27 protein-coding genes and 2 pseudogenes are annotated in these 26,443 nt (G+C 58.9%); 13 read left to right on the top strand and 16 right to left on the bottom strand.

From position 1 onward, the window contains the following. Window positions 1–7: 7 nt before the first annotated feature. Window positions 8–886, top strand: coding sequence for a 5-oxoprolinase subunit B family protein (locus tag AACY36_RS04800; protein WP_339417075.1), 879 nt, complete (start codon window positions 8–10; stop codon window positions 884–886). Further along, on the top strand, window positions 883–1,857 hold the full coding sequence (locus tag AACY36_RS04795) for a 5-oxoprolinase subunit C family protein (protein ID WP_339417074.1): 975 nt from the start codon (window positions 883–885) through the stop codon (window positions 1,855–1,857). The genes AACY36_RS04800 and AACY36_RS04795 overlap by 4 nt, the downstream gene beginning before the upstream one ends. 62 nt (window positions 1,858–1,919) lie before the next feature. On the opposite strand, the gene AACY36_RS04790 is transcribed toward AACY36_RS04795, so the two are convergent. After that, window positions 1,920–3,536, bottom strand: a complete 1,617-nt coding sequence (locus tag AACY36_RS04790) for an inorganic phosphate transporter (protein ID WP_339428519.1) — start codon at window positions 3,534–3,536, stop codon at window positions 1,920–1,922. A gap of 226 nt (window positions 3,537–3,762) precedes the next feature. Next, complete coding sequence (locus tag AACY36_RS04785) at window positions 3,763–4,782, bottom strand: transporter (RefSeq protein ID WP_339417072.1); 1,020 nt, start codon at window positions 4,780–4,782, stop codon at window positions 3,763–3,765. Between the two features lie 258 nt (window positions 4,783–5,040). On the opposite strand from AACY36_RS04785, the gene AACY36_RS04780 reads away from it, so the two are divergent. Then, window positions 5,041–6,669, top strand: a complete 1,629-nt coding sequence (locus AACY36_RS04780) for a methyl-accepting chemotaxis protein (protein ID WP_339417071.1) — start codon at window positions 5,041–5,043, stop codon at window positions 6,667–6,669. Window positions 6,670–6,724: 55 nt separating this feature from the next. Here the strand turns inward: AACY36_RS04780 and AACY36_RS04775 are convergent, their stop codons facing one another. Continuing rightward, window positions 6,725–7,030 carry a PepSY domain-containing protein gene (locus tag AACY36_RS04775; protein ID WP_339417070.1) on the bottom strand — a complete coding sequence of 102 codons (306 nt, stop codon included), beginning with the start codon at window positions 7,028–7,030 and terminating at the stop codon, window positions 6,725–6,727. Between the two features lie 155 nt (window positions 7,031–7,185). Between AACY36_RS04775 and AACY36_RS04770 the strand changes: the two genes are divergently transcribed. Beyond that, window positions 7,186–8,049, top strand: coding sequence for a sterol desaturase family protein (locus tag AACY36_RS04770; RefSeq protein ID WP_339417069.1), 864 nt, complete (start codon window positions 7,186–7,188; stop codon window positions 8,047–8,049). Here AACY36_RS04770 and AACY36_RS04765 read toward each other — a convergent pair. Together AACY36_RS04765 and AACY36_RS04760 are read right to left on the bottom strand one after the other, a co-directional pair. Beyond that, on the bottom strand, window positions 8,041–8,703 hold the full coding sequence (locus AACY36_RS04765; RefSeq protein ID WP_339496787.1) for an AraC family transcriptional regulator: 663 nt from the start codon (window positions 8,701–8,703) through the stop codon (window positions 8,041–8,043). The two genes, AACY36_RS04770 and AACY36_RS04765, sit on opposite strands and share 9 nt — an antisense overlap. After that, the gene (locus AACY36_RS04760; protein ID WP_339436050.1) at window positions 8,704–9,831 is read right to left on the bottom strand and encodes a glycerophosphodiester phosphodiesterase family protein; all 1,128 of its coding nucleotides are present in this window, start codon (window positions 9,829–9,831) and stop codon (window positions 8,704–8,706) included. 232 nt (window positions 9,832–10,063) lie between these two features. Here AACY36_RS04760 and AACY36_RS04755 point away from each other — a divergent pair, with 232 nt between their 5' ends. Next, complete coding sequence (locus AACY36_RS04755) at window positions 10,064–10,387, top strand: DUF2025 family protein (RefSeq protein WP_339417066.1); 324 nt, start codon at window positions 10,064–10,066, stop codon at window positions 10,385–10,387. A 262-nt stretch (window positions 10,388–10,649) separates the two neighbouring features. Here the strand turns inward: AACY36_RS04755 and AACY36_RS04750 are convergent, their stop codons facing one another. Together AACY36_RS04750 and AACY36_RS04745 are read right to left on the bottom strand one after the other, a co-directional pair. After that, the gene (locus AACY36_RS04750) at window positions 10,650–10,970 is read right to left on the bottom strand and encodes an antibiotic biosynthesis monooxygenase family protein (protein WP_339436052.1); all 321 of its coding nucleotides are present in this window, start codon (window positions 10,968–10,970) and stop codon (window positions 10,650–10,652) included. Then, on the bottom strand, window positions 10,967–11,668 hold the full coding sequence (locus AACY36_RS04745) for a CTP synthase C-terminal region-related (seleno)protein (protein WP_339417064.1): 702 nt from the start codon (window positions 11,666–11,668) through the stop codon (window positions 10,967–10,969). The genes AACY36_RS04750 and AACY36_RS04745 overlap by 4 nt, the downstream gene beginning before the upstream one ends. Before the next feature lie 80 nt (window positions 11,669–11,748). Here AACY36_RS04745 and AACY36_RS04740 point away from each other — a divergent pair, with 80 nt between their 5' ends. After that, window positions 11,749–12,666, top strand: coding sequence for a LysR family transcriptional regulator (locus AACY36_RS04740; RefSeq protein ID WP_339496786.1), 918 nt, complete (start codon window positions 11,749–11,751; stop codon window positions 12,664–12,666). 27 nt (window positions 12,667–12,693) lie between these two features. On the opposite strand, the gene AACY36_RS04735 is transcribed toward AACY36_RS04740, so the two are convergent. From AACY36_RS04735 to AACY36_RS04725, 4 genes are all read right to left on the bottom strand, one after another. Continuing rightward, complete coding sequence (locus tag AACY36_RS04735) at window positions 12,694–13,497, bottom strand: methyl-accepting chemotaxis protein (protein ID WP_445261921.1); 804 nt, start codon at window positions 13,495–13,497, stop codon at window positions 12,694–12,696. Then, the gene (locus AACY36_RS28165) at window positions 13,454–13,786 is read right to left on the bottom strand and encodes a hypothetical protein (protein ID WP_445261112.1); all 333 of its coding nucleotides are present in this window, start codon (window positions 13,784–13,786) and stop codon (window positions 13,454–13,456) included. The genes AACY36_RS04735 and AACY36_RS28165 overlap by 44 nt, the downstream gene beginning before the upstream one ends. Window positions 13,787–13,957: 171 nt before the next feature. Further along, entirely contained in the window at window positions 13,958–15,016 is a 1,059-nt protein-coding gene (locus AACY36_RS04730) for a diguanylate cyclase (protein ID WP_339417062.1), read from the bottom strand. 189 nt (window positions 15,017–15,205) lie between these two features. Beyond that, window positions 15,206–15,832, bottom strand: a complete 627-nt coding sequence (locus AACY36_RS04725; RefSeq protein ID WP_339417061.1) for a TetR/AcrR family transcriptional regulator — start codon at window positions 15,830–15,832, stop codon at window positions 15,206–15,208. A 122-nt stretch (window positions 15,833–15,954) separates the two neighbouring features. Here AACY36_RS04725 and AACY36_RS04720 point away from each other — a divergent pair, with 122 nt between their 5' ends. The 4 genes from AACY36_RS04720 (at window position 15,955) to AACY36_RS04705 (ending at window position 20,111) form a co-directional block, all read left to right on the top strand. Further along, entirely contained in the window at window positions 15,955–17,004 is a 1,050-nt protein-coding gene (locus AACY36_RS04720) for an MBL fold metallo-hydrolase (protein WP_339470225.1), read from the top strand. Window positions 17,005–17,276: 272 nt separating this feature from the next. Beyond that, window positions 17,277–17,858, top strand: coding sequence for a hypothetical protein (locus AACY36_RS04715; protein WP_339417058.1), 582 nt, complete (start codon window positions 17,277–17,279; stop codon window positions 17,856–17,858). 110 nt (window positions 17,859–17,968) lie between these two features. Then, window positions 17,969–19,456: an amidase family protein gene (locus tag AACY36_RS04710; RefSeq protein ID WP_339417057.1), complete on the top strand. Its 1,488-nt coding sequence runs from the start codon at window positions 17,969–17,971 to the stop codon at window positions 19,454–19,456. A gap of 97 nt (window positions 19,457–19,553) precedes the next feature. Further along, window positions 19,554–20,111, top strand: coding sequence for a hypothetical protein (locus tag AACY36_RS04705; RefSeq protein ID WP_339417056.1), 558 nt, complete (start codon window positions 19,554–19,556; stop codon window positions 20,109–20,111). Here AACY36_RS04705 and AACY36_RS04700 read toward each other — a convergent pair. Further along, complete coding sequence (locus AACY36_RS04700) at window positions 20,041–20,421, bottom strand: helix-turn-helix domain-containing protein (RefSeq protein ID WP_339417054.1); 381 nt, start codon at window positions 20,419–20,421, stop codon at window positions 20,041–20,043. The two genes, AACY36_RS04705 and AACY36_RS04700, sit on opposite strands and share 71 nt — an antisense overlap. 529 nt (window positions 20,422–20,950) lie before the next feature. Between AACY36_RS04700 and AACY36_RS04695 the strand changes: the two genes are divergently transcribed. Beyond that, window positions 20,951–21,616 (top strand): DUF6933 domain-containing protein, encoded by a 666-nt coding sequence (locus tag AACY36_RS04695; RefSeq protein ID WP_339421353.1) that lies wholly within the window; start codon window positions 20,951–20,953, stop codon window positions 21,614–21,616. Here the strand turns inward: AACY36_RS04695 and AACY36_RS04690 are convergent. After that, entirely contained in the window at window positions 21,613–22,569 is a 957-nt protein-coding gene (locus tag AACY36_RS04690) for a hypothetical protein (protein WP_339421352.1), read from the bottom strand. The two genes, AACY36_RS04695 and AACY36_RS04690, sit on opposite strands and share 4 nt — an antisense overlap. A 285-nt stretch (window positions 22,570–22,854) precedes the next feature. Beyond that, window positions 22,855–23,070 (bottom strand): annotated as a pseudogene (gene istB, locus AACY36_RS04685) (IS21-like element ISPre4 family helper ATPase IstB); the annotation flags it as partial. On the opposite strand from istB, the pseudogene AACY36_RS04680 reads away from it, so the two are divergent. Both AACY36_RS04680 and AACY36_RS04675 read left to right on the top strand, forming a co-directional pair. Next, window positions 23,062–23,178: pseudogene (locus AACY36_RS04680) on the top strand (LysR family transcriptional regulator); the annotation flags it as partial. The pseudogenes istB and AACY36_RS04680 overlap by 9 nt on opposite strands. 227 nt (window positions 23,179–23,405) lie before the next feature. Continuing rightward, window positions 23,406–24,950, top strand: coding sequence for a Fic family protein (locus AACY36_RS04675; RefSeq protein ID WP_339421351.1), 1,545 nt, complete (start codon window positions 23,406–23,408; stop codon window positions 24,948–24,950). 151 nt (window positions 24,951–25,101) lie between these two features. Here the strand turns inward: AACY36_RS04675 and AACY36_RS04670 are convergent, their stop codons facing one another. Together AACY36_RS04670 and AACY36_RS04665 are read right to left on the bottom strand one after the other, a co-directional pair. Beyond that, window positions 25,102–25,749 carry an HAD-IB family hydrolase gene (locus tag AACY36_RS04670; RefSeq protein WP_339421349.1) on the bottom strand — a complete coding sequence of 216 codons (648 nt, stop codon included), beginning with the start codon at window positions 25,747–25,749 and terminating at the stop codon, window positions 25,102–25,104. A gap of 302 nt (window positions 25,750–26,051) precedes the next feature. After that, window positions 26,052–26,443 (bottom strand): ribonucleotide-diphosphate reductase subunit beta (locus AACY36_RS04665; RefSeq protein ID WP_169922012.1); only part of this gene is annotated, 392 nt, incomplete at its 5' end.

Genomic DNA, 26,443 nt, shown 5'->3' with positions numbered 1-26,443 from the left:
AACAGACATGGCTGAAACGTCTCCCATCCGCTACAGCTTCGGCGGTGATGAACACCTGTTTGCCGAGGTCAGCGAGAGCATGTCCCTGGAGGCCTTTTTCAAAGGCATGGCCGTGACGCGTGCGGTGGAACGCCTGGCGCTGGAGGGCGTGCTGGACGTGTGCCTGGCCAATGCATCGTTCCAGATTCGCTTCGACCCCGACCGCATCGCGCCCCATGCACTGCTCGATGCGGTGCAAACCGCCGAATCCCAGGCCGTGGCCGAACGCACCCTGCACACGCGCATCATTGAAATTCCAGTGCTCTACAACGACCCCTGGACCCATGAAACCCTGATGCGCTTTCGCGACCGCCATCAAGACCCCAGCGGCACCGACCTTGAATACGCGGCGCGCATCAATGGCCTGGCCGATGTGGATGCGTTTATCGCCGCCCACAGTGGTGCGCCGTGGTTTGTGTCGATGGTCGGCTTTGTCGCGGGCTTGCCGTTCATGTTCCAGATGGTCGAGCGCGAGCGGCAGTTGCAGGTGCCCAAGTACCTGCGCCCGCGCACCGACACGCCGAAACTCACCCTCGGCCACGGCGGCTGCTTTGGTTGCATCTATTCGGTACGCGGTGCCGGTGGTTACCAGATGTTCGGCGTGACCCCGGCGCCGATCTACGACCCGGCGCAGCAATTGGCGTACCTCAAGGAACACATGGTGTTCTTCCGTCCCGGCGATATCGTGCAATTCAAACCGATGGACCGTGACGCCTACGACCTAGCGGTGGCCGAAGTGGACGCAGGACGTTTCGACCTGCGTATCCGCTCGGTGGAGTTTTCCCTCGACGCCTTTCTCGCCGACCCCATTGGTTATCCGAAATCCCTGCAGGAGGCGCTGGCATGATTAAGGTCCTCAAACCCGGCCTCGCCACCTCCGTGCAAGACCTTGGCCGCGAAGGTTATTACCACTTGGGCATCCCGCCGTCGGGCGCGTTGGACCAATATGCGTTGAGTGCGGCCAATCACCTGGTGGGTAATCCGGTCGGCGCGGCGGGGTTGGAATGCACGCTGATAGGCCCCGAACTGGCGTTTCAACAGGACGCGTTGGTGGCACTCAGCGGTGCCTTGATGTCGCCGCGCCTGGACGGTGAAGTGGTGCACCAGGACACCGCGTTCCAGGTGCGCGCCGGGCAGGTTTTACGCTTTGAATTTCCCAAGGCCGGCGCGCGGACCTATCTCGCGGTGGCCGGTGGTATTGATGTGCCGCGGGTGCTCGGCAGTCGTTCGACCTACACCCTCGGCGCACTCGGTGGGTTTCACGGTCGGCGCTTGCAGGAAGGCGATGAATTGCCCATCGGTGAGGCCAGCGGTACGGGCCGTGCGGGCAACAGTTTGCCGATGGCGTTACGCCGTTCGGTGGGCGGTGATGTGACCCTGCGTGTGGTGCCAGGGCTGTATTACGAGCGCCTCACGGATGCGGCCAAACGCAGTTTTTTTGCCGAGCCCTGGACGGTGGGTTCCGAAGCCGACCGCATCGGCTATCGCTTCAAAGGCGGCAGTGCACTGAGCTTTCAGCCAAGGGAGCAGCCGTTTGGCGCGGGCTCCGATCCTTCGAATATCGTTGACAGTTGCTACCCGATTGGTTCGATCCAGGTGCCGGCCGGGTTGGAGCCGATCGTGTTGCATCGGGACGCGGTGTCGGGCGGTGGGTACGCAATGATTGGCACGGTGATCAGTGCCGATCTGGACTTGATCGGGCAGATGCAGCCGAACCAGCGGGCCGGGTTTGTGGCGGTGACGCTGGAGGAAGCATTGGAGGCGCGGCGGGTGTACAAGAAACGGCTCAACGCGATGGCTGGACTCTTCAATCACTGAAGAAATACACAACCAAATGTGGGAGCGAGCAAGCCCGCTCCCACATTTTGTCCTGAGTTGTGTCAGAAGAGTTTAGTGAACAGCCAGTAAAGGCTACCTGAAAGAAGAATGGCCGCTGGCAATGTGAGCACCCACGCCATCAGCAAATTACGGATAGTCCGCCTCTGCAACCCACCGCCATTCGCCACCATGGTCCCCGCCACACCCGACGACAGCACATGCGTGGTCGACACCGGCAACCCGTACATGTCCGCCGCGCCGATGGTCAGCATCGCCACCATCTCGGCCGAGGCACCTTGGGCATACGTCAGGTGCGTCTTGCCGATCTTCTCGCCGACTGTCACCACGATGCGCTTCCAGCCCACCATGGTGCCCAGGCCCAGGGCGATGGCCACGGCGATTTTCACCCACAGCGGAATGAAGCGTGTGGAGCTGTCGATCTGTTGCTTGAACAGTTGCAGCTTGCCCTGGGTGTCGGCGTCGAAATGGCCGACCTTGCCCTTGTCCATCAGGCGAATGGTTTCGCTGGTCAGGTACATGTCGTTACGTACGTTGCCGACGGCTTCGGCGGGCACTTTGGCCAGGGAACCGTAGCCTTTGACTTCGTCCCCGATCTGTCCGGCGAGCGCGGCGAGGGCGGGCACCAGTTCCGGCGTGGCTTCCTTGGTGCGCACGTAGGTCGAGAGGATCGGACGCGGGTCGCCTGTCAGTGCTTGCGGCGCGCTTTTTAGCAGGGCGACCTGGGTGACTTCAGCCACGGCCGCGAACTGCAACGACTGCTCGGCGGGCATCGCGCGGTTCAGCGCGTAGGCCATCGGCAGCGTGCCGACCAGAATCAGCATGATCAGGCCCATGCCTTTCTGCCCATCGTTGGAACCGTGGGCGAAGGAGACGCCAGTGCAGGTGGCGATCAGCATGCCGCGGATCCACCACGGCGGTGGCGCGTCGCCTTTCGGCGCCTTGTACAGTGCGCGGTTCTTGACGAAGGCGCGCAAGGCCAGCAGCAACATCGCGGCAAACGCAAAGCCGATCAGCGGCGAGAGCAGCAAGGCGTAACCGATCTTGATCGCCTGGCTCCAGTCCACACCGCTGGTACCGTCGCGCCCGTGCATCAAGGCATTCGCCACGCCAACGCCGATGATCGAGCCAATCAGAGTGTGGGAAGACGACGCCGGCAAACCCAGCCACCAAGTGCCGAGGTTCCACAGGATCGCGGCGATCAACAGCGCGAAGATCATCGCAAAACCGGCAGATGAACCCACCTGCAAAATAAGCTCCACCGGCAGCAGCGCAATGATGCCAAACGCCACCGCACCGCTGGAGAGCAGCACGCCGAGGAAGTTGAAAAAGCCCGACCACACCACCGCAAAATACGGCGGCAGCGAGTGGGTGTAGATCACCGTCGCCACCGCGTTGGCGGTGTCGTGGAAGCCGTTGACGAACTCGAAACCCAGGGCAATCAACAGCGCCACGCCCAACAGCAGGAACGGTGTCCAAGTGGTGAGTTGCGCGCCCATTTCGCGCATGTCATGCATCAGGCTGTAGGCGGTAAACAACAGGCCCATGGCGAGCACGGCGACGAACATGATCACCGTGACCAGGCTGGGTTTCTTGTCTAGCCGGGGTTTTGGGGCTGCGGGTGAAGCGTGGGTTGAGGCAGTCAGGGAGGGGATGGCCATGCCGGAGCATCCTGTGTAGGGAGGATGTCGTGCATAGTCATTGCAAAGTATTACAGAGATGCTGCGGTAGGTCATTGTTTAGGGAATTGGATTTGCCGCCGGTCCATAAAGCACCGCAAAACCAATGTGGGAGCTGGCTTGCCTGCGATAGCGGTGTATCAGGCCCTGCAAAGGGCACTGACAAATAGCTATCGCAGGCAAGCCAGCTCCCACGGTTGATCTCATTTCAGCTCGAGAATTTGCGGAATGCCCAACGTCCAGCGATTAACGTGAAGGTCGCCACCAACGCCACCAGAATCCAAAACCCCTCCGGATCCTGGGAGAGTGGCACACCCCCCACGTTCATCCCAAAAAAACCGGCAATGATGTTGATCGGCAATGCCAGCACCGTCACCACCGTAAGGGTGAACAACGTGCGGTTGCTTTGCTCGTTGAGGTTGGCGGCGATCTCTTCCTGCAGCAGCTTGATGCGTTCGCCCAAGGCCATCAGGTCGTTGATGATCAGCGCAAACTCTTCGGTGGATTTACGCAGTTCCTTCACGTCTTCCTTTTGCAGCCACTGCGGCGGGCGGTTGAGCAGACGCAGTAGCGAGCCCGGCTCCAGCGCCAGCAGGCGTTGCAGACGCACCAGCACCCGGCGCGCGGCACCCAGTTCGGTGCGGTTGGTGGACAAGCGCGAGGACAGCAACTGGTCTTCGATATGGTCGACGCTGATGCTGGTCTTGCGCACGATCTGCGTCAGTACTTCACCCTGGTCGCGCAGCAGGTGCACCAGCAAGGCCAGCGGTGAGCGAAAGCTCTCACCGGCCTTTACCGACGAACGTAATTTGTCCACCGAGTGCAGTGGTTGCAGGCGCGCGCTGATCAACAGACGGCTGCGGGCGCAGACCCAGAGCGTGGAAATATCCGACGAGACCATGCTGCTGAAGTTGAACACCACGTCGTTGACCACTGCCAGCAAGGCCGAGTCGACATGTTCGATACGCGTGGAGCGCGAGCCTTCATGCAAGGCTTCGAAGAACTCTTCCGGCAGGTCCAGGTGTGCCTGCATCCAGCGTTCGCACGCCGCGTGGGCCAGGTTCAGGTGCAGCCACAAAAACACTTGCGGGTCGGCTGGTTGCTGCAGGGCCTGAAGCGCCGTGGCCGAATCTATCTGCTCGCCCTTTTCACCGGGCCGAAAACGGAAACCGTAGAGCAAGCCAAACAGATCGGGGTCCTGGTGGCTGTGATCAATGCTGTGGTTCATGGGGGCTCGCAGAGAAATGGCCTGTAGGACGTTTCACAGGTCGCGGGGGCGATCATTGCAAGGTGAAATGACAGTTTTGTGACGATTTTGTAATTATTTCGTCGTGGTGACATTTATTTGACCGTTTGTCAGCAGCCGTTCAAGAAGCCTCCAGCTCGGCCGATTCAGGGCATATGAGCCGCCGTGGATGGGCGGTGCTTTGACGACAAGGACGTTAGGCGTGCACGCACCAATTCCTTGTATCGAGGCTTTTCCCCGATGAATGTTTTGCGAACCTCCTTGAGAGCACAAATCCTGTCGCTGCTCGGTGGCAGCCTGTTGGCGATCTTGCTGATCGCCCTGGCGTGTTTCAACTTCCTGTCCAACGGCGTGCAGAGTTATCGCAGTTTGATTGATGGGCCGTTACTGACTTCACAGATGATTGACGAGGCCAACCTGCAATTCAAAGTGCAGGTGCAGGAATGGAAAAACGTCCTGCTGCGCGGTAAGCAGCCTCAGGACATGGAGAAATATTGGGGCCAGTTCCAGGACCGTCAGCGCGATGTGCAAGACATCCTCACGCGGCTGGTCACCCAGACCACTGGCGACCCGACCGTGAGCCGGCGTATCGAAACCCTGCGCCAGGAACACGTGCAACTCGGCGTGGCCTACCAGAAGGGCCGCGATGCCTACGTAGCGGCGGGCGGCGATGCAACCGCCGGCGACACGGCGGTCAAGGGTGTGGACCGCGCTACCAGCGAGCAGATGAGTGCACTGGTCAACGACCTGCGTGCGCAGGGCAGCCAGCAATCCAAAGCCATCAGCGCCTACGCTGAGCGCACCGTGTTGGTGGGCCTGGCGGTTATGTTGCTGTCCGGTGTGTTGATCGGCCTGTTCAGCCTCTGGCTGATCAACCGTAACCTGATCCTGCCGATCCGCAGCCTGATCGATTACGTGACGCAACTGAGCCACGGTCGCTTCGCCGAGCGCGTGGCCAGCCGTCGCCAGGATGAGCTGGGCCATCTGGCCGCAGCGGCGAATACCTTGCGCGATTTTCTTGCCGAAACGTTCAGCCGCCTGCAGCGCAGCGCCACCGACCTGGTCAGCTCCAGCGGCGAGTTGAATGCGATCGCCGGGCAGATGGCGAACGGTACCAGCGATCAATTCAACCGCACCGACCAGGTGGCCACGGCGATGACGGAAATGTCGGCCACCGCCCAGGAAGTCGCGCGCCACGCCGCCAGTGCCTCCCGTGCTGCTGATGAGGCCGATCATTCGGCCCGCGAAGGCGGTGAAGTGATGAAGGTTACCATCGCCACCATCGGCCAGATGCGCAACGAGATCCTCAACACCGGCACCATCATCCGCCGCCTGGAAACCGATAGTGTGCGCATCGGCAAGGTGCTGGAAGTGATACGCGGGATCGCCGAGCAGACCAATCTGCTGGCGCTCAACGCCGCCATCGAAGCCGCGCGCGCAGGCGACGCCGGCCGTGGTTTCGCGGTAGTGGCCGATGAAGTGCGCAGCCTGGCGCAACGCACGGCGGCGTCGATCATCGAGATCAACGGCATTATCGAGGCCGTGCAAACCGGCGCGGTGGACGCGGCCGAAGCCATCCTGAGCGGCCAGTCGTGCAGTGATGACAGTGTGGAGAAGGTGACGCAGGCCGGTGCCATGCTGGCTCACATCACCCAGGCGGTGGAGGCGATCCGCGACATGAACCGCCAGATCGCCACGGCTGCCGAGGAGCAGACGTCGGTGGCGGAGGATATCTCGCGCAATATCACGCAAATCACCACTGTGGCCACGGCCAACCTCGACAACGTCAAGCGCACCGAAGCGGCAAGCCACAACCTGCGCGGGTTGTCGAGCGAGTTGAATGAGGTGACGGCGCGTCTGGGCGCCTGATCGGGCATAAAAAAACGCCACCCCCTAGGGTGGCGTTTTTTTTTGCGTATTCGACTCAAGTATCGAGTTTGTTTTCCAGGACTTCGCTGGTTTTGGCGTCGAGTTTCAGGTCCCACTTTTTGCCGGTGGTGTCGGTCAGGTCCACTTCGTAGACCAGGCGACCGGCTTCGTTGTCCAGCTCGGTGTCATTGATGGTGGCGCCGGGGTGTTTGGCCAGGGCGTCTTTGTTGAGCTGCTCGAAAGGCTTCACGGCGCCGGACTGCAACAGGCCTGGAATCTGGTCTGGGCGAACGTCGGCCTGAGCCAGGCCAGCAGTCAGGGTCAGGGCGGTAGCGGCGAACAAAACGGTCAGGTTTTTCATGGTGTGTGTCCTTGTCTGGTGAGCTGTTTAAGTGGGATCAGGTTATCCAGCGCAACTTAATTCATCCTTAATTATTTCAAGCGGTTGCGCAGTTTGTTCAATCCGACGCGCGCGGGGGATTTCATGCTGGGGGCTCACTTCAAAGGAGACTCGGCATGAAACGCTTAGTGAGTTGGATCTATGCGCCCGCCTTTTTGCTGGGGTTTATCAGTTGCGGACTCTGGCAGCCGAACAGCTTGATTCTGCTGTTCGTGATTGCCGTCGCAGTGTCATTCCTGGCAGAGCAGTGGCTGCCCTATGAACCTCAGTGGAATCGCAGCCTGGGCGATCGTCGGCGCGACACCTTGCACGCCTTGGTCAACGAAAGCCTGAATGCCGCTGGATTGTTGATCCTGCCGGGGCTCACGGCGCTGTTGGCGTTTGAAGGTATCTGGCCGCGTGGCTGGCCGCTGTGGGAGCAACTGCTGATGGCGATTGTGCTCGCTGATGCCGGTATTACCTTGATGCATTACGCCAGCCACCGCATTAGGCCGCTGTGGCGTTTGCATGCGGTGCATCACAGCGTGCAGCGGCTTTACGGTTTCAATGGGTTGATGAAGCATCCGTTGCACCAGATGCTGGAAGCCACGGCGGGGCTGCTGCCATTGATCCTGCTGGGCATTCCCTCTCCGGTGGCGCAGTTGCTGGCATTGGCCATCGCCGTTCAATTGCTATTGCAGCATTCCAATGTGGACATGCGCCTGGGGCCGTTGCGGTGGGTGTTCGCCTGGGCGCCTGTGCATCGGTTTCACCATATGAAGTACGGTCGCGCCGGGGATGTGAATTTTGGGCTGTTTTTCAATCTGTGGGATTGGTTGCTGGGCACGGCGTTCTATCGCGACGGGCATCGCATGGGGCCGGGAGACCTGGGGATTGGCAGTCGACCGGATTTCCCGGTGGCGTATGGGGAACAGTTGCGTGACCCGTTCAGGCCGGTTGCCTTGAGCAAGGAACCGGCACTGCCATACGATTCACGCTAATAGCTGCACCTCCAGCCGGCGCAATGAGGCTGCCGCCGTGACGCCAAACAACTGCTTCATGGTCCGTGAGAAGTGCGCGGAATCAGCAAAACCCGCACCGTGCGCAGCGTCGGTCAGCGTGCCGCCGGCGAGTGCCAATTGCAGGGCGATGCGCAAGCGTCGCCACAGCACCAGGCGGCGCACGGGCAAGCCGAGTTGATCCGAGAACAGCCGCTCCAGTTGGCTCAATGACAGGTGCGCCGCTTCGGCCAGGGCGTGGGCAGAAACCTTGCCGCTCAACTGCTGATCCAGTGCAGCAAGGGCACGCTCCACGCGTGGACCATCCAGCGTGCGCCGGGGGAGTTGGCGTAACCCCTCCAGGGACAGCTGTTCGTGGATCAACAGGTGTTGCAAGTGGGCGGTATCAAACACGGCGGGTTCGGCATACAGCACCTTCACCTCACCCTCAGTGTCGAGAATGGCGTGTGTCTGTCGCGAAGGGATAAACAGGCGATGCGCTGTGGTGACCTGGCCATCAAGGCTGACCGTGATTGGCCGGGCGCAGAGCATCAACTGGTGGGCGTAATGCGCATGGGGCGCGGTGCGCCCCAGCTCGCCGAGGATCAGGCCGTAGTCACGCCCCAACCACAGGCGGCCTGGCCATTGGGCCTTCACTCAGTACTTATAGTCGTTCAGCAGGTCCTGCACGCTGGACGACGGCCAGCGTTTGTAGAACTTCAGCAGTTCGGCGGCGCGGTTGGTGAAGATGCCATCGACGCCCGCTTTCATCACCTTCTCGAAGTCGACCGGCTCATCCACGGTGTAGACGTGTACCAGCAAGCCTTTGTCGTGGGTCAGCTTGTTCATCTCGGGTTTGACCAAGTCCGAATAGCTCTGGTCGCCGTGGTTTGTCAGCTCAGCCGATGGGCCGGTGCCGATGGCGCCGAGGTTCTTGGCTTCGTCGACCCATTTTTCGAACTCGGCAGCGTCCTTAGGCGCCTGCTTGGCGTAGTAGGCGGCCTTGGTCGGTTCGCCGGATTCGGCGAAGGTCTGCTTGTTTTTCGGTTCGATGCTGCCTTCGCCCACCCACAGCAGGAGGATTTTCGGGGTGTTGGGCATTTCGTTCTGCAGCGCTTTGAGGCTCGCCACTTCGAAAGTTTGCAGCACCACGCGGCCCTTGCCCTGGCCGACGCCGGTGTTGCTCTTGCCCAGCTTGGAACCGGCGGAACTCAGCCAGCCTTTGTCCAGCAGCTTGTTCTTCAGGTCGGCTTCGATGCCCGGGAATTGCTTGGGCTCCTTGGTTTCGATGTAGAGGCCGGGTTTGTGCTGCGGGTTGCCCTCGGCGATCTTGATGATGTCGTCCAGGCTCTGGATTTTCAAGCCGACGAAACCCGGGCGCGCACGGTCCGGGTAGGCGGCGTTGAACCAACTGCCGGCGTCGAGGGTTTGCAATTCTTTCCAGGTGAATTCGTTGGCCGGGGCGTCCTTGCGGTCGGGAAACTTGGTGGCCACGTCGGTGGTGCGCTGCAGGTTGTTGTCGTGCAGGGCGAACAGCACGCCGTCCTTGCTGCGCTGCAGGTCCAGTTCCAGGTAGTCGGCGCCCAAGTCACGCGCAACCTTGTAGGCGGCGGCGGTGGACTCAGGCGCGTCGTATGAAGCGCCCCGGTGGGCGATCACGGCAGGGTAGGGGATGCCTTCGTTAGTCGCCAATTCAGCCGGGCTGATCGGGTCGGCAGCCTGTGCTTGGCCAAGGCCGAGCACCAGGGCCAGCAGCAGGGCGCTCTTGGTAAACGTGACAGGCATATGCGAAGTCCTTTCTTGGGGGAGGCTTTGAGAAGGCCTCCTTTTTAACAATTGATGGCGAAAGGCGCTATCACCAAACCGACATTAACGTGCGCATGGGCAAAATTTTCGGGTTTTTAGGGGATGCATTGCAGTACTCTTGCCCGAAGCTGCCCCATTAGAGGACGCTACTTTTTGCCACGCGTGTAAACCATCTTTCCAGTCCATATAGGACTTTTCAGTGAGGTTTACCATGCGCATCACCTCCGAGCTTATCTGCCAGGCCGCCGACCAACTCCACGGGTTTGTTGGCCTCAACCGCAAGACCGGCCAGTACATCGTACGTTTCAGCGAAGACGCCTTCGGTATGGACGTGGCCGATGACGGCATCATCCCCACCGCCGAGTTTGTCTGGCTGCCGGCCCCGGAGCAGACCATGACCCTGTCCCGCGAGCGCCTCCAGTTGTTGCTGGATCAGAACATCGACGACCGCATCAACATCACCGAACCGCTGCGGGTGTACATGCGGCGGGCGGAGATTGCGCAGATCAGTGCGTTGCGCAGTCTGGTGAGCTGAATAACGAGGCCGATCAACTGTGGGAGCACGCTTGTCGAATCGCAGCATAGCTAACTACACACTTTAAATATGATCGTGCGTAGCAGCTGTCGAGCCCTGGCGAGGCTGCGTTTGCGGCCTGTCTGACACAACGCTGACGCAGCCACGCCGTGGCTCGACAGTTGCTACGCAGAAAATGTATAGACCTCTGGCTATCGTAGCGATGCGGCGATCCGACAAGTCAGCTCCCACAGCGTTTTTGTGCTGCTCTTCAGGCACTATTTCAATGGTGGAATGTGTAAGCCCGCTCTACTTTGCACACCCGGGTCTGAAAGGCCGAGTACCAAGTGGCGCGCCCCTGTTCGCGCACCGCTCGATGCTCGGCGTGCTGCTTCCACGCCAAAATCGCCGCCTCACTCTCCCAGTACGACACGGTAATCCCCAGGCCATCTTCCCGTGCCGATTCCACACCGAGAAACCCCGGTTGTTCGCGCGCCAGTTCCAGCATGCGGTTGGCCGCCTGGCCGTAACCTTGATCGCCCTCGGTGCGCAGTGAGCTGAAAATCACCGCGTAGTAGGGCGGGGCAGGCGTGCGCGCGATCATGCCGACACCGCCTGACAGGCTTTGAGCAGGGCAATCGCCAAGGGTGGGGTGATGCCTTTTAATGCGTTGCGTTCGGGTTGGAACAGGGTGGCCACGAAGAACGGGTGGTCGAGCAGTTCCACCGCGCGCAGGTCACCTGCCGAGTCATGGCCACTGGGGATCAGATCGCCTTCCAGCAGGGCATTGAGAAACTCAGGGTTCACGCCATAGCGGCAACGATAACCTTCCTGTACATCAAGAGTCCCGTAGGCTTCGGCGATGCGGGTGTAGGGCGCCAAACGCACGGTGTCGGTGGCTTCCACCAGTGTGCAACTCAGCGGCGTGATCACCGCGCGCTTTGCATGCGGAGCGAGTTCGCCATGCTCGGCGTCCTTCCAGCCCAGCACATTGCGGGCATATTCCAACACCGCGTGTTGAAAACCGCCGCAGGTGCCGAGAAACGGACGCCGCTGTTCGCGGGCAAAACGGATCGCTCGCAGTGCGCCATCGGTGTCGCGGTAGGGACTGCCGGGCACGCACCAGAACCCGTCGAAGCCATGCAGTGACTGGGGCAGCGCATCCGTGTCGAGCCACTGGGTATGAACGATCAGACCCAGGGTGTCAGCTGCTTGTTGCAACGCCACGGGTATGGCCTGGTGGGCGATAACATCGGGGTTGTAATCGCCGATCAGGGCGAGGTGCAAGGGTGTGGCGTTCATCGTTTACGTCCCATGGCTTGTGGTGTCCTGGGGTGCACTATAGATTGGCGCCAACGCAATCAAAATTGGCATTTGCCCACATGTTCAATGCAGCCACGCACTATTCAATTGACTACCCTGACCTGTCGCTGATCCTCGCCCTGGTGCGCGGCGGCACCCTCGCGCGGGCGGCGGCGTTGTTGCGGGTGGACGTGTCCACGGTGTTCCGCGCAGTGCGGCGCCTGGAGGCGGCGCTGGGCCAGACACTGTTTGAAAAGAGCCGCACGGGCTACTTGCCCACCAGCCTGGCAAGCAACCTGGCCCAGCAGGCGGAGCGCGCTGAACAAGCACTGGAGGCGGCGCGTGTTGGCGTGGAGCAGGGGGGTGAAGTGATCAACGGCACGGTGCGCCTGACCTGTACCGATTCGGTGTTGCAGGGTTTATTGCTGCCGGCCCTGGCGCAATTCATGCCGCAGTACCCTGCGCTGATCCTGGAGCTGAGCACGTCGAATGATTTCGCCAACCTCAGCCGCCGCGACGCTGACATCGCCCTGCGCCTGACTCGCACGCCGCCGGAGCATCTGGTGGGCCGTCGCCTTGGTAGCGTGGCCTATCAGGTATGCGCCAGCCCTGGTTTCGCCCGCCAACACGCGGGCCGTGAGTTGGCCGACCTGCCCTGGATCACCCCGGATGACTTCCTGCCCGACCACCCTACGGTCGCCTGGCGCCGCGAGCACCTGCCCGGTGTGCGCCCCAGTTATCGCTGCAACAGCATGTTGTCGGTCACCGAGTTGGTGCGGGCGGGGCTAGGGGTGGCGGCGTTGCCGGACTTTCTATTGGATGCAGGCCTGCAAACGCTGGGTCCCGCGTTGGCCGGGCACGATACGGCGTTGTGGTTGCTCACGCGCGCGGACTGCCGGGCGTTGCGCTCGGTGGTGACGTTGTTCGATGAACTGGGGCGGCATATTGGGATGAAGTGTGTTACCGCCGCTCCCACCGGGGATCACGGGTGTTCTTGAGGTTTTCGGACAAAGTGCTCATGCATTTCACACGTCAGGCTTTCGATGTGTTCTGTCAGTTGTTTGGTCATTTCCGTAAGCCGGGTATTTTGCTCCAGCCGTTCCAGTAACCGCCTGGACCGCCTTGCTGGTGCCTTCGCGAATCTGCAGGATTACCGTGCCGGCGCGATTCGCCAGGTCGACCCCTTGCGCAGCGCGGTCGCGGGTGCCGTCCATGCTGTGGATAGCCTGGCGGGTTTCATTCTGGATCATCGCGATCATGCTGGAAATTTCCGTCGTGGAACCGCTGGTGCGCGCCGCCAGTTGGCGTACTTCATCTGCCACCACGGCAAACCCGCGACCTTGTTCGCCTGCACGCGCCGCCTCAATGGCGGCGTTGAGTGCCAGCAGGTTGGTCTGTCCTGCGATGCCGCGAAGGGTGTTGACGATGGTGGTGATCTGCTGCGAACGCTCGCCCAACTTGGCGATCAGTTGCGAAGAGCTATCGATGTCCGCGGCAATGTCGCGCATGCCACTGGCCGCTTGCTGGATTACCTCGGCGCGTTTTTCGGCGATGTCCCGAGTGGTCAGGGAGATGTGGTACGCCCGGGCCGCGCTGGCGGCGTCGGCGGCATGTTGTTGCACCATAGCGGTGACGTCGGAGGCGAACTTGACCACTTTGCACAGGCGCCCGCGGGCGTCGTACACCGGGTTGTAGTTGGCTTCGAGCCACACGGTTTGGCCATTTTTATCCACCCGCTCTAACTGGCCGCTGAACAATTCGCCCTGGTTCAGGCGCTGCCAGAAATCACTGTAGGCCGAGCTTCTGGCTATCTCTGCGGTGCAGAACATGCGGTGATGCTGACCCTTGATCTGCGTCAGGTATGTAGCCCATGCGCGGCAGGAAGTTTACGTTGGCAGTGATGACGGTGCCGTCGAGGTTGAACTCGATCACCGCCATGGCGCGCTCGATAACGTCCAGCAGGCTGGCCTGTTGGGCAATGGTGTGTTGCAAGGTGTTGATGCTTTTTTTGTGGGCGTTGAATAACATGTTCGGGGGCTTGGGCAAGCAAACCTCTAGGGTTTCCGTGGGTATGCGCCTGCCCCCGTAAGGCATCCGCCATACGGTTGACTTGCTCATTCTCAGCTTCCTTGTGCTGACAGGGGGGGGGGACAACGGGTTCAGAGTGATCAGCCTGGCAAGAAGTTCGCCCCAGGGGCAGGACCTTTTTTGGATAGCTGACCAGTCGTGGCATTGTGCTTTCTCTCGGGTGCTGAGAGGAAGATTCACACGAAGAGTCGTAGGACAATTTCAGGCGGAATGGGCGATCATTTCTTCGCTGACATTGACCCGGTTACGCCCGGTGTCCTTGGCGGCGTACAGCGCCCGATCCGCCGCATTCAGCCACATCGCGGCATCGGTGAAGAAGGGCTGGAAATCTGCCAGGCCGATGCTCAGGCTGACACGCAGCTCTGGGATCTGCGGGTTGCGATAATTGCAGACGGTTTCGCGCATGCGTTCCATCACCTGTGTCGCCTCTTCCAACGGTACTTGCGGAAGAATCACACAGAACTCATCGCCACCGTAACGCCCCGCCAAGTCGTTTTCACGCAGATTGCGCCGCAGTTCCAGGCTCAATTGGCGCAGTACGGCATCACCGACGATGTGGCCGTGGGTGTCGTTGATCTGTTTGAAATGATCGATATCGATCAAGGCAATCGTGGCGTGGCTTTGTTGCTGCTGGCACTTGTGGAACTTGAGGTGCAGCAGGTCTTTCCATGAACCGTGGTTAAGCAGGCCGGTGAGGCTGTCAGTGCGGCTGAGGGCGCCGAGCGCGCGCTTATGCTCCGACAGTTTGATCGCCAATTGGTAGCAGACCGCGCCGATGGCCATGGGGTAGAAGGTCAACATCGGCAGGCAGGTGTAAACCTGAGTGAGGCTGACATTGGGGTTGAACGTGAAGCCGAACAGCGCACCTGCGACTCCGATACCGGCGGCTTGCGCCAACAACCCGCGCAGGAACAGACGCTTGCCGCCCGCAGCGACGTTGTTCATGGTCATCATTGAAAGGATCGTCACGGTTGTCAGGGGCGTGAACTGCGTGGCCGCGGCCCAGAATCCACCACACAACGAGTCGTACAGCAAATTGCGCTGTTCAGCCTGATAGGGGAATTGCGAACGAGTCGAGAGTTGGTACGCCAGATGCGCCCAGGCAAAACCGTGGAACAGCAGGAATGCCCAGACCCAGCCCGGCATCGCGAGCGGATAAAGGGCGCCTGCGACACTGATGCAGCCGATACCAAAACCGATAATCCTTGGCTTGTAGATACGCCTGGCAAATGAAAGCCCTTTGCCTCGTCTGTTTTCCATAAATTCCTGGGGCCGTTCTTTTTCTGCGGGTGCAGCAATGTGCGTCAGCGGGTTGAACCGTTGCTCGGATAATTGTGAATATTGTCAGTGATTCGCGTGGGAATAATCAGTGTCCTTCCAAGCCATTTGTGCAGGACAGCGTGCGAACACGTCAAAAACGACCAGGAATGTCGCTTAAGCAATGGTTTGTTACTGATGACCGGGAGGCGGGACCGCGTAGCCGGCCAGGAACAGGTCAATGGCTGACTCGATAACGCTGGCCTGATTGGCCGCGTCGAGTACCGGCTGGCCCAAAGTGATCTGCGGCCAGAATGCAAAGGCTTTGAGCAGGCTCTGGATCTGGTGCGCGGCAAAGGCCGGGTCGCTGCAGTTGAGCCGGCCGTCCTCTTGAGCGGCGCGTACCCATTGGGTGAAGCCTTCTTCACGTTTGCTCAGGCGGGTGACCATGTCTTGTGCGCGCTCCGGTGAGTGGATGGTGGCGGCGATCGCCACCCGGGCCAGGTCGAGGAAATTGGCGTCCGACATCATCTTCATCTTCGCTTCCAGCAACCCACGCAGTTGTTCACGCAGCGGGCGATCGCTGGCGTAGCTGACGTCGAGTTGTGCGACGCTGCTGGCCCAGAGTTGATGGAGTATTTCGGCGAACAACTCTTCCTTGCTGGGGAAGTGGTTATACACCGTGCGCTTGGAAACGCCGGCGGTGGCGGCGATCTTGTCCATGCTGGTGACCTCGAAACCGCAAACGCGAAACTCGGCGATGGCCGCTGCCACGATGGCTTCGCGTTTGCGGTCGGTGAGGCGTTGAGGGGCAGTCATGGGTAGCGCTCGGCTCTTCAGGGGAAATTACACTCGGTAGTTTACTTGCTCCGGATTTTGTTGCAATCTTGAAACTACACTGTGCAGTGTAACTTATACCGATCCGTAGGAGTCACCCGGTAATGGCCACGATCTCGTCCCGTGTCGATTCTTCGCCAGCAGCGCCTCGGCAAGACCAGGGCCACTTCAGCAATGATGCCCCTGTGCAGCAGGGTGGTTTTGGCAAGACCTTGCGTATTTTCTGGAACATGCTGTTCAACAAGCCTCGCAGCACGCGACCGGTGGGACAGATCCCGGTGCAACCGCTGACCCGCGAGCAGTTACTGGCGGCTCCGGATCACAGCGTGTTCCGCCTCGGGCATTCCACCGTACTGCTGAAAATGCGCGGTAAATTCTGGGTGACCGACCCGGTGTTCGCCGAGCGTGCGTCACCCTTCCGTTGGGCCGGCCCCAAGCGTTTCCATCAGCCGCCCATCAGTCTTGAGGAATTACCGCCGTTGGAAGCGGTAATTCTTTCCCACAACCACTACGACCATCTCGACCGCAAGGCTGTCGTCCAATTGGCTGACAAAACCCGCTATTTTCTTGCGCCCCTGGGCGTGGGCGACATCCTGGTGAAGTGGGGCGTGGAGGCAAGCAAAGTGCGGCAGTTGGATTGGTGGCAAGGCACCGAGGTGGATGGCATTCGCTTTGTCGCCGCGCCTGCGCAGCATTTTTCCGGGCGCGGCCTGTTTGATGCCAACCAGACTTTGTGGTGTTCCTGGGTGATGATCGATGGCGCGCGGCGGATCTTTTTCAGCGGAGATACCGGTTACTTCGATGGCTTTAAGCGTATTGGCGAACAGTACGGCCCGTTTGACCTGACGTTGATGGAAACAGGTGCTTACAACGTCGATTGGCCCCATGTGCACATGCAGCCGGAGCAAACCCTGCAAGCGCACATCGACCTCAAAGGCCGCTGGCTGCTGCCGATTCACAACGGCACCTTCGACCTGGCGTTTCACGCGTGGCACGAACCGTTTGACCGCATCATGGCCCTGGCTTGGGAGCGCAGCGTTTCGATTACCACGCCGCCGATGGGGCAGGCATTCAGCTTGAATCAACCCGAGCGTGGGTATGCATGGTGGTTGGAGGTGGAAACCCGAGGCGCACAGGAACACCTCGCCAACTGACGAAAGAGGTATCGGAAAAAGGAGTTATCAAGCTGTTTCAGAGCTGCGACAGGTGCCAGGCAAGGGTGCGATGATTCCCGGGAAGTCATTTCTCGGGGGCAGATCTTATGGAGAGTAAGTGTGGGAAATATTGGCAAGCGGGTATGGCGTGTCCGACAGACCAACCCGCACCTGTGCTCGCTGAACGTCCAGGTCTGGCAATTACGTCCAAGGATCATGCGAGCCTGAGAGGCATCAATTTTGGTGTCGATCCCCGCGCTCATGATCAGCCTGTGAGCAGCGTTCCGGTCCCGGGGTATGACGCCCCAGGACTTCCTCTTAAACCCCTGCGCGACCCGTCGCTGTCTCTGATTGCCTTGAGTGGTGTCGATCCTTCTGGGCCGGTGATGGTGCAAGTGCCCCTCGTCCAAAATAACAGCCCCTTTACGCCAGCCCAGGCGTTGAGCGGCAGGCGCGTGGGGTTTGCCGAGCGGTTTGCCGGCGGCCATGAACATGCGTTCATAGACCACAGCCCATCCTTCCTGAGAGCGCTGGACATCCTGTCACGGGCGGGGGCTCAGCCGGTGCCGGTGCTTGCACACCAAGGCAATAGCCCGCAGTACACGCGCAATGAAATCGATGAGCTTGTGCATGAATATCAACTGGACGCGTTGGTGTCCGACAGCCGCAGCGCCGCGTTCCATAGCGCTTGCAGGAGTGGGTATCCGGTGCTTGGCGAACCACTGGGGGATGGTGCGACACTTTGGTTCTACGGTGCGCAATGGTCGAGGGATTCGCTGAAAAGCCTGGTACAGGGGTATCGGAGCGTTCGGGATCTGATGGATGCAGGAGTGGCTACCCACAGCGTTGACTAATCCTACGTTGTAAATGACCTGCGTCGCGCTGCTGAACGGGGGATGGGTTTTTAGGCTGGGGCACGGATCAATCTGGGTCCTTCGTCATTTCTTACCCCCGAAGAGGTCTTATGTTAGGTATCGCATATGGTATGGGCTCCATCGTTCGGCAAGTCGTGCAGTCTTTTGCTGGCGACTACGCGCCCGTAGCTCCAGGTACCGAGTACCTGAGTGTCAAAGAACTCGGCACGCAAATGGCCCGGTCGGACGGGCTCACATCGGCCGATCTGGTCACTTACCTGCAGGAACGGATTCGCAAGGTGGACCCGCAACTGAGCTCCGTCATTGAACTCAACCCTGAAGCACTCGAGACCGCACGCGAGTTGGATCGTGAGCGAGCCAGCGGCAAAGTGCGCGGGCCGCTGCATGGCATTCCTATTTTGCTCAAGGACACCATTGAAACCTCAGGCATGCAAACCAGTGCAGGTGCGTATGGAATGGTCGGCGCAACGGCCGGCAAGAACGCGCCGTTGGTTGATCGCCTGATTCAGCAGGGCGCGGTGATCCTGGGTAAAACCAATATGACCGAACTGGCTGGGTTTCGAGGCGGCCCTGACGGCTGGAGTAGCCGGGGTGGGCAAACCCGCAACCCTCACCATCCTGATGCGGACGTCGGCGGTTCCAGCTCCGGTTCCGCCGCCGCAATCGCCGCTGGCCTGGCACCCTTGGCGGTGGGGGCTGAAACCAATGGTTCGATCATTGTGCCGGCAGCGTTCAATGGTGTTGTCGGGCTCAAGCCCAGCGTCGGTCTGCTGGATCGCAATGGGATTATCCCCGCGAGCCAGCGCCAGGACACACCGGGCCCGATGGCTCGCTCGGTGTTCGACGTAGCGCTGATGCTCAACGCCATGTCCGGCAGCGATCCTCAGGACCCAGCGAGTGTAGGCGCGCCCCAAGGTATTGATTACACCGAGCTACTGGTTTCGGGCGCCTTGAAAGGCAAGCGTATTGGATATCCCGCGACGTTCTCCGTACATGGCGAAACCCTGCCAGTGGTGAATAGTGTGCAATTTGGCCGGACACTTGAGGTGCTTCGCGAGCAGGGTGCGGTATTGATGCCGGTCAACATGCGCCTGGCCGATGCTTCACGCTACGACGAGTTGCTACTTTCGGATGTGAAAGAGGAGTTGAATGGTTACCTGGCCAAGCGCTCGGGCTTGCCGGTCAAGTCACTGACCGAACTGATCAAGTTCAACGATAAACGCGATGGCTCCGACGCGGATCATCAGCCAGTGCTCAAGCAAATCAGCGCTTCAACCCTGACGCTGGAGGAGCGCAAGCCACTGTGGGACGCGCTCATCCAGGATTTTCGCAGCACAGTGGACGGCCCGATCAAGTCGGAAAAACTCGACGCCATGGTCTCGGATTTCGAGACCAACAGTTACTTCGGTGTCGCAGCGGCCGGCTACCCAGGGATCGCCGTACCTTCCGGGACGAACGAGGACGGGCTACCGACCAGTGCCTACTTTTTTGGTACCCGCTGGTCCGAGCCCACTTTGTTGGCAGTGGCCCATGGGTATGAGCAGGCAGCCCAGGCGGCAATCAAGCCTGGGCTTTGACCGGGCACATAATTTCACATCGCAAATGGGGCGTCGGGTACTGCAACCGCCGTCCTGAGGTTCCCGGCGTCTTCACTCAGTGCCATGGAGGGCCGCCATGGCCTACAGAATTTACAGCCTCGGTGCAGCGGGCGCCGGTACCACGACGTTGGGCAAGGCCTCGGCCGAACGCTTGAACGTTGCCTATTTTGATTCGGACAACGTTTACTGGCAGCAGACGCCAAACTATTCCACCGTCGCACGCCCCAAAGATGAACGCATCCGCCTGCTGCAGGACCCGACCACCGATCTCGAAGGTTGGGTGCTGTCCGGCTCACTGTGCCGCTGGGGCGACCCCGTGATCCCGCACTTCACCCACGTGGTGTTCCTGCGCCTGGATTCGGAAGTACGCCTGCACCGTCGGCTCCTGCGGGAAGTGCAGCGTTACGGCGCTGAAATCCTCCCAGGTGGCAGCCGACATGAAAATAGCGTGGCCTTTCTGGCCTGGGCTGCCCGCTATGATGGCGGTAACCACAGCCTGGGTAGCTTGCGTCGGCATGAAACCTGGTTAAAGGCGCTGACGTGCCCGGTGATAGGGCTGGACTCTACGCACCATTCGGTTGAGGGGTTGGTGAGTCAATTGATGCCGTTGTTGTGCCGATCAAGCGGGAGATGATGCCTTGGGGTGTGGGCTCGGTTGAGGTCGTGTCAAACCGGCGCACACTCATCCCCCACCCGGGCGCAAACCCCGGGAAAAACACCAACCCCTCGGCCTCCAACCGAAACGCCAATGCCAGGCGGGTTTCATCACCCACATCGCGCTGGCGTTCAAACTGTTGAACCGCCTCCACCGACACACCTGCCAGGCGGGCCAGGTCTTCCCGGCTCCAGCTCAGCATCGCGCGTGCCTGTACGCTGTGTTTGGCGGTGAATTGATGCAGGACGATCTGCTGTTCTACGAAAGAGCTCATTGCCAGAGAGGACATGGGGTTTCTCCAGGGTTCGACGGGGAGGACAAACTATACTGTGTTTTTGTACAGTTGTTTTGACCGCTCATCAACTGGATATTTTTCAGCGCTTGCTTTGGACTATTTTTGAGGCTTGCAACATCGTGCCTTCGAACTGGATCTCCGCTCGGCCGAATTGACCGCGTGGATTGCGATATTCAAACTCTGAGAGGGACGCAGGAGGGGGTGAGGGCTATTTCCGAAAGCGACTGGAAGAAATTTAAAGCGCTGAGAAAAATCGCGCTGGAGCGGTTCCACCTTGGCGTACTGAGTGACGCCAAGTCTGTCAGTGAGAACGTGCATTGTCTCCGGTCAACCGCTACAGAACGCTCTACTGCGTGGCTCATGATTTGTTGACGGATACTGAGCTTGCCGTGCTCAGCGAGGACGCTCGGGATGGCATTAGCTATGCGGTCAGGCAGCCTTATGAAATCAATTGGGTTGATGAACCTGAATCAGCCCCCTGGGTATTGGCTTAGGCGCCCTGTTTAGTCTTTAAGGAAAAACGGTGACATTGACGTTCAATTGTTCACAAGCTGCCTGTGATTTCTTCAGCCGCATTCATAAGGGCAAAAAAATCACAACGGTTCACCAAGCGCCTCCGACGCAAGCTTCAGGGGAGGATCTGCATACCAACCCCGATCAGTGGCTGGTACACGCAGCAACCGTCCAGCGTAAACATGTACTGCTGGCGATTCACTTGAAAACCCGTTATTGCATGCTGTTTTTTGACATGAAAAAAGCTGATGCCGAAGGGTTTGTGCAGACGTTTATCAACCGCTGGACAAACGGTGTCATGGATTTGGCCATGAAGGGCGGGCTACTGGACTTTGTTGATCCGCAAATCATCGAGCACTTATCGAACGATTTGCGCCAATCCTTTCTTATGCTCCAGCGCGGCGATCGCAGTGGCCAAACACACATCAATGAAGTGCTTCGATTTTTCAAATGGGATGCTGAAGATTTTGATTTTGTAAACCAGCCCTGGAGCGCTGTTCGCTACGACGCTCTTACTAATCAAAGACCTAGAAGCATCAAGCAGCAGAAGGGTTACATCTACCCCGCTGAGGAGATGTTGATTCACTGGTTGATCACCGTAGGCCGCGTGCCTGTTTCGAAAGCGGAACAGGTTCGTGAGATCTATCGGCACGCGTTACGTGCGCAGGTTGATTAAAGCCCTTCCACCCCCGGCGCCTCACGAATGATCAAGTGATCCAGATTTTCGATATTTGCGCTGAACACCCCAAATGTCTGCTCGGGATTTTTCTTGCTCGGCACCTGCTTCAACTCCGGCGTCACCCCGTAGAAGAAGCAATACAATGCCCGCTCACTGTCCACCGCAGCCTTGATCTGCTCCAGGAACGCCGTGCGCTTGCGGTAGTTCTCAATGAGTTTCTTGCTCAGGTAGACGTTGACCGAATAAGGCTTTTTATCGAGCCACAGTTTTTTCTCGAAGTCGATGCGAAAGCTACTGGTGTAGTGCTTGATCGCCTTGATCTTGCCCCAGTAGATCAAGCCCTTGTTGTCTTGCAGGTATTCGATCTTCTTGAAAAACGTCCAGTAGGTTGCCGTGTGCTCGCCGATCTTCAACGGCATGCTTTTGAGCTTGTCCTTGTCGTTGATGTTGGACACATAGCATTCCACTGGGTGGGCAAAGACGCTGGTTTTGTCTGGAGTGCTGTCGTTGGTGCTATGGGATGTGGACACACGAGTTGAGGGTGTTTTCGCTGCATCTTGAGGGATGTTTCCCTCCGTGCCAGTCAGGGGCGCCTTGCGCTCGTACTGACGCCGCGTAAGCACAAATTCCGATGGGAAATTTTCCTCGCGCTCGTCGTCACCTTCACCCGTAGTGGTTTTGTGCGTGCTGGCGTAGCGGCAGCCGTCGATATGCTGGGTGCTGGTCTTGTTCTTGAAATGCGGCGTGCGCTGATAGTTAATGTTCTTCGCGTTGAAAGTGCTCAGCGTATTGCCGCCCGTATCAAACGTCGCGCGGCAGGCATCGTTGGGGCACAGGAAGCTGTCCTTGTCTGAGTCGAAATCAGCGGTTTCGTCGAAATTCAGGTCTCGTACGTCGTAAATCGATAGCTTGTCGTCGAGACTCAGGCTGTAGGCCGTGTCGAATTTCATGGGGCTCGGGTCCGTGAGATGAGTAGCGCGATACTACGCAAATATCAGCCCTATGGAGATCAAAAATGTGGGAGCGAGCCCCTCCCACATTAGATGTGTAGTGTTGGGGGCGGCGGGTTCTCAGCCACGCGTCGCCCACTCATGAAGCCCAAGGTGCCACCGATTGCTGTGAGTGCACCAAGGGTATAGAACATGCTGGCAGGCTGCGCACTCCACGCCATCCGGCCACCCGTTCCACGCTCATCCGGCCAGGCACTCCGAGCGCAGCGACGCAGGTTTGCATTGTTAGTCTGAAGTCCCTGTCGTCGTCAATTTCGTTGCGCGTCTGCGCATCGATTCGCCCTTCAGTTCTATCCGATAAGCGTTGTGCACCAGCCGGTCGAGGATCGCGTCGCCCAAGGTCGGATCGCCGATCAGCGCGTGCCATTTGTCCACTGGCATCTGGCTGGTCACTAGCGTCGAGCGGTTACCGTATCGGTCGTCCAGCAGTTCAAGCACGTCCACCTCACCACTGCTTTCAACCTGATCCTGCGCCACAACGCGCCGAGAAACCCTTTGGTAAAAGCCTTTGCCAGAGCCCTGGGCGTAGACCTCAAAGCCACTATCTGACGCTACTGCCAAGCACCTTTCCACCTAGCGACAGAGATCAAATGTGGGAGTTGTCGACCCCATCAACCTGTATCCCTCTATACGAGCCGTTATCGTTTTCAACGTGAATGGTGGATTTATTAGCAAATTTGAGTATGCATTAGCGTTTTCGTGGTCACGAAATTATCGTTTTCGCCTACTATCTCCTGATAGTTATCGTTTTTTAGTTCTCGTTAGGGGATTCGACAATGCAAGTAGGCTTCAAGGCACTCGCTGACCGCTACCGTATCGCCCTTGCACAGCCGCTACGCGTCGAATCGGTAATTGGTACGACACGTATGACCCACGAGAGCAATGGACATGTCGAACGCAAGTACCCCATCAGCTACCAGCCGTCGGACGACTTTGCGGGGCATTTCGAGTTCGGGCTCAAGTATGAAGAAATTCATCTTGAATTTTTCGCTCGCTTATTTGCTGCCGCCGGCCCCGAACCCGTTGAAGCCTGGTGCCGGCAAACGCCCTTTGGTCAATATGCCCGCCGCACCGGATTCCTTTACGAATGGGTAACCGGACGGCAGCTTGATGTGCCAGACGTCACCAATGGCGGCTATGTCGATGCTGTTTCATCGCAGCATTACCTGACCCGCGTTGAGCCTCTAAGGATACGACGCTGGCGCATCAACGATAATCTTCCCGGCGTGCCAGCGTTCTCCCCTCTGATCCGCCGTACCGAAGCTGTACAAGACGCGCTGCAGTTTGATCTGGGTGCAGCACTGCGAGAACTGAACCAGACCTTTGGCGCCGATATCCTGATGCGCACGGCAAGTTGGCTGACGTTCAAGGAGTCGCGTGCCAGCTTTTTGATAGAGAGAGAGGCAGACAAAGCCGACAGGATCCAGCGGTTTGCCCACGTGATCGCCAAATACTGTGGCCATATCGAGGATCCGTTGAGCAACGAAAGCCTGCACACGTTGCAAGCCGGTATTTTGGGAGACGAGGCTCTCGGGCTGGGCTTGCGGCGCTCGCCGGTCTTTGTGGGGCAGGCGACCATGCGCGAGGACATCGTGCACTACATTGCGCCGCAATTTGAGGTGCTGACGCAACTGCTCAATGGCTTGAAAGCATTCGAGCTGGCAACACGAGGTTCTGAGTCGCTGGCCCGGGCAGCTGTAATCGCTTTCGCCTTCGTGTATATCCACCCCATGCGGGACGGCAATGGTCGGATCCATCGCTTTCTTATCAACGATACCTTGATCCGTGATAATGCGGTGCCTGATGGCGTGATCCTGCCGGTATCAGCCACGATTACAAGTTCGATTGATTTTCGGGCGCGTTACGATCGCACGCTGGAGGTGTTTTCGCGACCATTCATGCAACGCTACGCCGCGTCTTATCGGTTTGGCGAACTCGTCGTCTACGATGACGGCAACCGCAGCAACCTGGTCTTTGATGACTATGAAGATGCGCAATTCGCGTGGCGCTATCCCGATTTGACTGAGCATGTCCTGTATACGGCACAGGTTGTGGCGCGTACGGTCCGTACAGAGATGGCTGATGAGGCGCGTGTATTGGTCATTTTTCAGCGCGCTCAGGAGCAGCTCAAAGAAGTGCTGGAAATGCCGGATCAGGACGCAAACCGCGTCATTCGCTCGCTAAAGGAAAATGGCTGGCAGATATCGGCGAAATTGAAAAAAGCGTATCCGCAGTTGGAAGTTGCTCACTTAGCCGAACGGGTAGTGGAAGCGGTGCGATCCGCATTTGAAGAACAAGAATCGGGTAGCGTTAACGAGTGATCGGGATGGGCCTATGCGGCCACTCTCACCCCAGGCACCCCATGCTAGTGCGTTACCCAGTCTGACACCGATCAAACGGTGGGAGCTGTCGAACCCCAGCCATGCTGCGATGGGATCACCTCGATCCCCCCGCCAACCCCAACCCCCCGCATCACCGCTTCAACCGACCCCGATTTTTCTTCTTCGCATGAAAATGCCGAAAATGCGCATCCTGCGCCGCCGCCAACAATTCTCGATCTCCGCGCGTATCGCCCCAGGCCCTGAGCCGATAATTCCCCAGGTCTCCGTACACTGCCTCAAGGCGCAGCACCTTGTTCTTACACCGACAATTATTCCCGGTCAGGCGCCCGGTCAGCACCCCGTCGACCACCTCAAGCTCAGTCCCGATCAACTTGATCCCGAGCCGATTGGCAAACGGCTGCAACACCAACGCCGGCGAAGCCGAGCACAACGTCACCTCAGCCCCGGAGCCCAACTCCTGCTCCACCGAAAGCACCCCGGACGGCCGCATCAACCGCGCCCAATTGCGCTGGCAATACTCCTCGGCCTTCTGCTGCACCCACGCCTTCTCCACCCCGGTCATAAAGGTGCGGATCAACTGCGCCTTCAACTCATCCCGGCTGATCTGCCGCAACAAGAAACGCAGCCCAGGCACGGCCAGTTTTACCATCCGGCCATAAAACTCGCCGTTTCCGAAGGCAAACTTGAGGAAGGGCACGAAACTGTCGTGGTGGGTCAGGGTGCCGTCGAAGTCAAAGACGGAAAGTACTTTGGCGTCGATGGGGCCGGCTTCGAGCATGTCTGGGGTCACGGGTTGGCCTCGGTCCTATCTAATATTTTTAGGTGCGTGTCAGGTGTTACAGCGGGAGATTACTCCCGTGCCAATCTTTGGACTTTTGTAGAGCCCGTCGATGAAGGCTACCTATCACTTTATCGGTGCAACACTGATGGCAATTGGGATGCAAGGCTACAGCATTGCTCGTACGATCCGAACCCTCTCGGCGAGGTGGTTAGCGCGATGTGCTTCAAGCAATGGCGAATCAACGCACATAAAAAAGCCCTGAACAAGTCAGGGCTCCTTGATGTTGCTTGGCTTAGGGATCAATCCCAGCTCAACGCGCCGCCAGTCTGATACTCGATCACACGAGTCTCAAAGAAATTCTTCTCTTTCTTCAAGTCCATGATCTCGCTCATCCACGGGAACGGGTTGGTGGTGCCTGGATACTCTTCTTTCAAACCAATCTGCGACAGGCGACGGTTAGCGATGAACTTGAGGTAGTCCTCCATCATCGCCGCATTCATGCCCAGCACGCCGCGCGGCATGGTGTCGCGAGCATATTCAATCTCCAGTTGCGTCCCTTGCAGGATCATCTGGGTCGCTTCTTCCTTCATCTCGGCATCCCACAAATGCGGGTTTTCGATTTTGATCTGGTTGATCACATCGATACCGAAGTTCAGGTGCATCGACTCATCGCGCAGGATGTACTGGAACT

The sequence above is a fragment of the Pseudomonas sp. EA_15y_Pfl1_P101 genome (assembly GCF_963970835.1).
Classification (GTDB): domain Bacteria; phylum Pseudomonadota; class Gammaproteobacteria; order Pseudomonadales; family Pseudomonadaceae; genus Aquipseudomonas; species Aquipseudomonas tritici.
Note: the sequence above shows the minus strand (reverse complement) of the source record. Positions and strands in the feature narration are given on the sequence as shown.

What these genes read in the sequence shown, in the direction of transcription:
- AACY36_RS04800 (WP_339417075.1), top strand. Translation starts at nt 8, where the DNA reads ATGGCTGAAACGTCTCCCATCCGCTACAGCTTCGGCGGTGATGAACAC.
- AACY36_RS04795 (WP_339417074.1), top strand. Translation starts at nt 883, where the DNA reads ATGATTAAGGTCCTCAAACCCGGCCTCGCCACCTCCGTGCAAGACCTT.
- AACY36_RS04790 (WP_339428519.1), bottom strand. Translation starts at nt 3,536, where the DNA reads ATGGCCATCCCCTCCCTGACTGCCTCAACCCACGCTTCACCCGCAGCC.
- AACY36_RS04785 (WP_339417072.1), bottom strand. Translation starts at nt 4,782, where the DNA reads ATGAACCACAGCATTGATCACAGCCACCAGGACCCCGATCTGTTTGGC.
- AACY36_RS04780 (WP_339417071.1), top strand. Translation starts at nt 5,041, where the DNA reads ATGAATGTTTTGCGAACCTCCTTGAGAGCACAAATCCTGTCGCTGCTC.
- AACY36_RS04775 (WP_339417070.1), bottom strand. Translation starts at nt 7,030, where the DNA reads ATGAAAAACCTGACCGTTTTGTTCGCCGCTACCGCCCTGACCCTGACT.
- AACY36_RS04770 (WP_339417069.1), top strand. Translation starts at nt 7,186, where the DNA reads ATGAAACGCTTAGTGAGTTGGATCTATGCGCCCGCCTTTTTGCTGGGG.
- AACY36_RS04760 (WP_339436050.1), bottom strand. Translation starts at nt 9,831, where the DNA reads ATGCCTGTCACGTTTACCAAGAGCGCCCTGCTGCTGGCCCTGGTGCTC.
- AACY36_RS04755 (WP_339417066.1), top strand. Translation starts at nt 10,064, where the DNA reads ATGCGCATCACCTCCGAGCTTATCTGCCAGGCCGCCGACCAACTCCAC.
- AACY36_RS04750 (WP_339436052.1), bottom strand. Translation starts at nt 10,970, where the DNA reads ATGATCGCGCGCACGCCTGCCCCGCCCTACTACGCGGTGATTTTCAGC.
- AACY36_RS04745 (WP_339417064.1), bottom strand. Translation starts at nt 11,668, where the DNA reads ATGAACGCCACACCCTTGCACCTCGCCCTGATCGGCGATTACAACCCC.
- AACY36_RS04740 (WP_339496786.1), top strand. Translation starts at nt 11,749, where the DNA reads ATGTTCAATGCAGCCACGCACTATTCAATTGACTACCCTGACCTGTCG.
- AACY36_RS04735 (WP_445261921.1), bottom strand. Translation starts at nt 13,497, where the DNA reads ATGTTCTGCACCGCAGAGATAGCCAGAAGCTCGGCCTACAGTGATTTC.
- AACY36_RS28165 (WP_445261112.1), bottom strand. Translation starts at nt 13,786, where the DNA reads ATGAGCAAGTCAACCGTATGGCGGATGCCTTACGGGGGCAGGCGCATA.
- AACY36_RS04730 (WP_339417062.1), bottom strand. Translation starts at nt 15,016, where the DNA reads ATGGAAAACAGACGAGGCAAAGGGCTTTCATTTGCCAGGCGTATCTAC.
- AACY36_RS04725 (WP_339417061.1), bottom strand. Translation starts at nt 15,832, where the DNA reads ATGACTGCCCCTCAACGCCTCACCGACCGCAAACGCGAAGCCATCGTG.
- AACY36_RS04720 (WP_339470225.1), top strand. Translation starts at nt 15,955, where the DNA reads ATGGCCACGATCTCGTCCCGTGTCGATTCTTCGCCAGCAGCGCCTCGG.
- AACY36_RS04710 (WP_339417057.1), top strand. Translation starts at nt 17,969, where the DNA reads ATGTTAGGTATCGCATATGGTATGGGCTCCATCGTTCGGCAAGTCGTG.
- AACY36_RS04705 (WP_339417056.1), top strand. Translation starts at nt 19,554, where the DNA reads ATGGCCTACAGAATTTACAGCCTCGGTGCAGCGGGCGCCGGTACCACG.
- AACY36_RS04700 (WP_339417054.1), bottom strand. Translation starts at nt 20,421, where the DNA reads ATGTCCTCTCTGGCAATGAGCTCTTTCGTAGAACAGCAGATCGTCCTG.
- AACY36_RS04690 (WP_339421352.1), bottom strand. Translation starts at nt 22,569, where the DNA reads ATGAAATTCGACACGGCCTACAGCCTGAGTCTCGACGACAAGCTATCG.
- AACY36_RS04675 (WP_339421351.1), top strand. Translation starts at nt 23,406, where the DNA reads ATGCAAGTAGGCTTCAAGGCACTCGCTGACCGCTACCGTATCGCCCTT.
- AACY36_RS04670 (WP_339421349.1), bottom strand. Translation starts at nt 25,749, where the DNA reads ATGCTCGAAGCCGGCCCCATCGACGCCAAAGTACTTTCCGTCTTTGAC.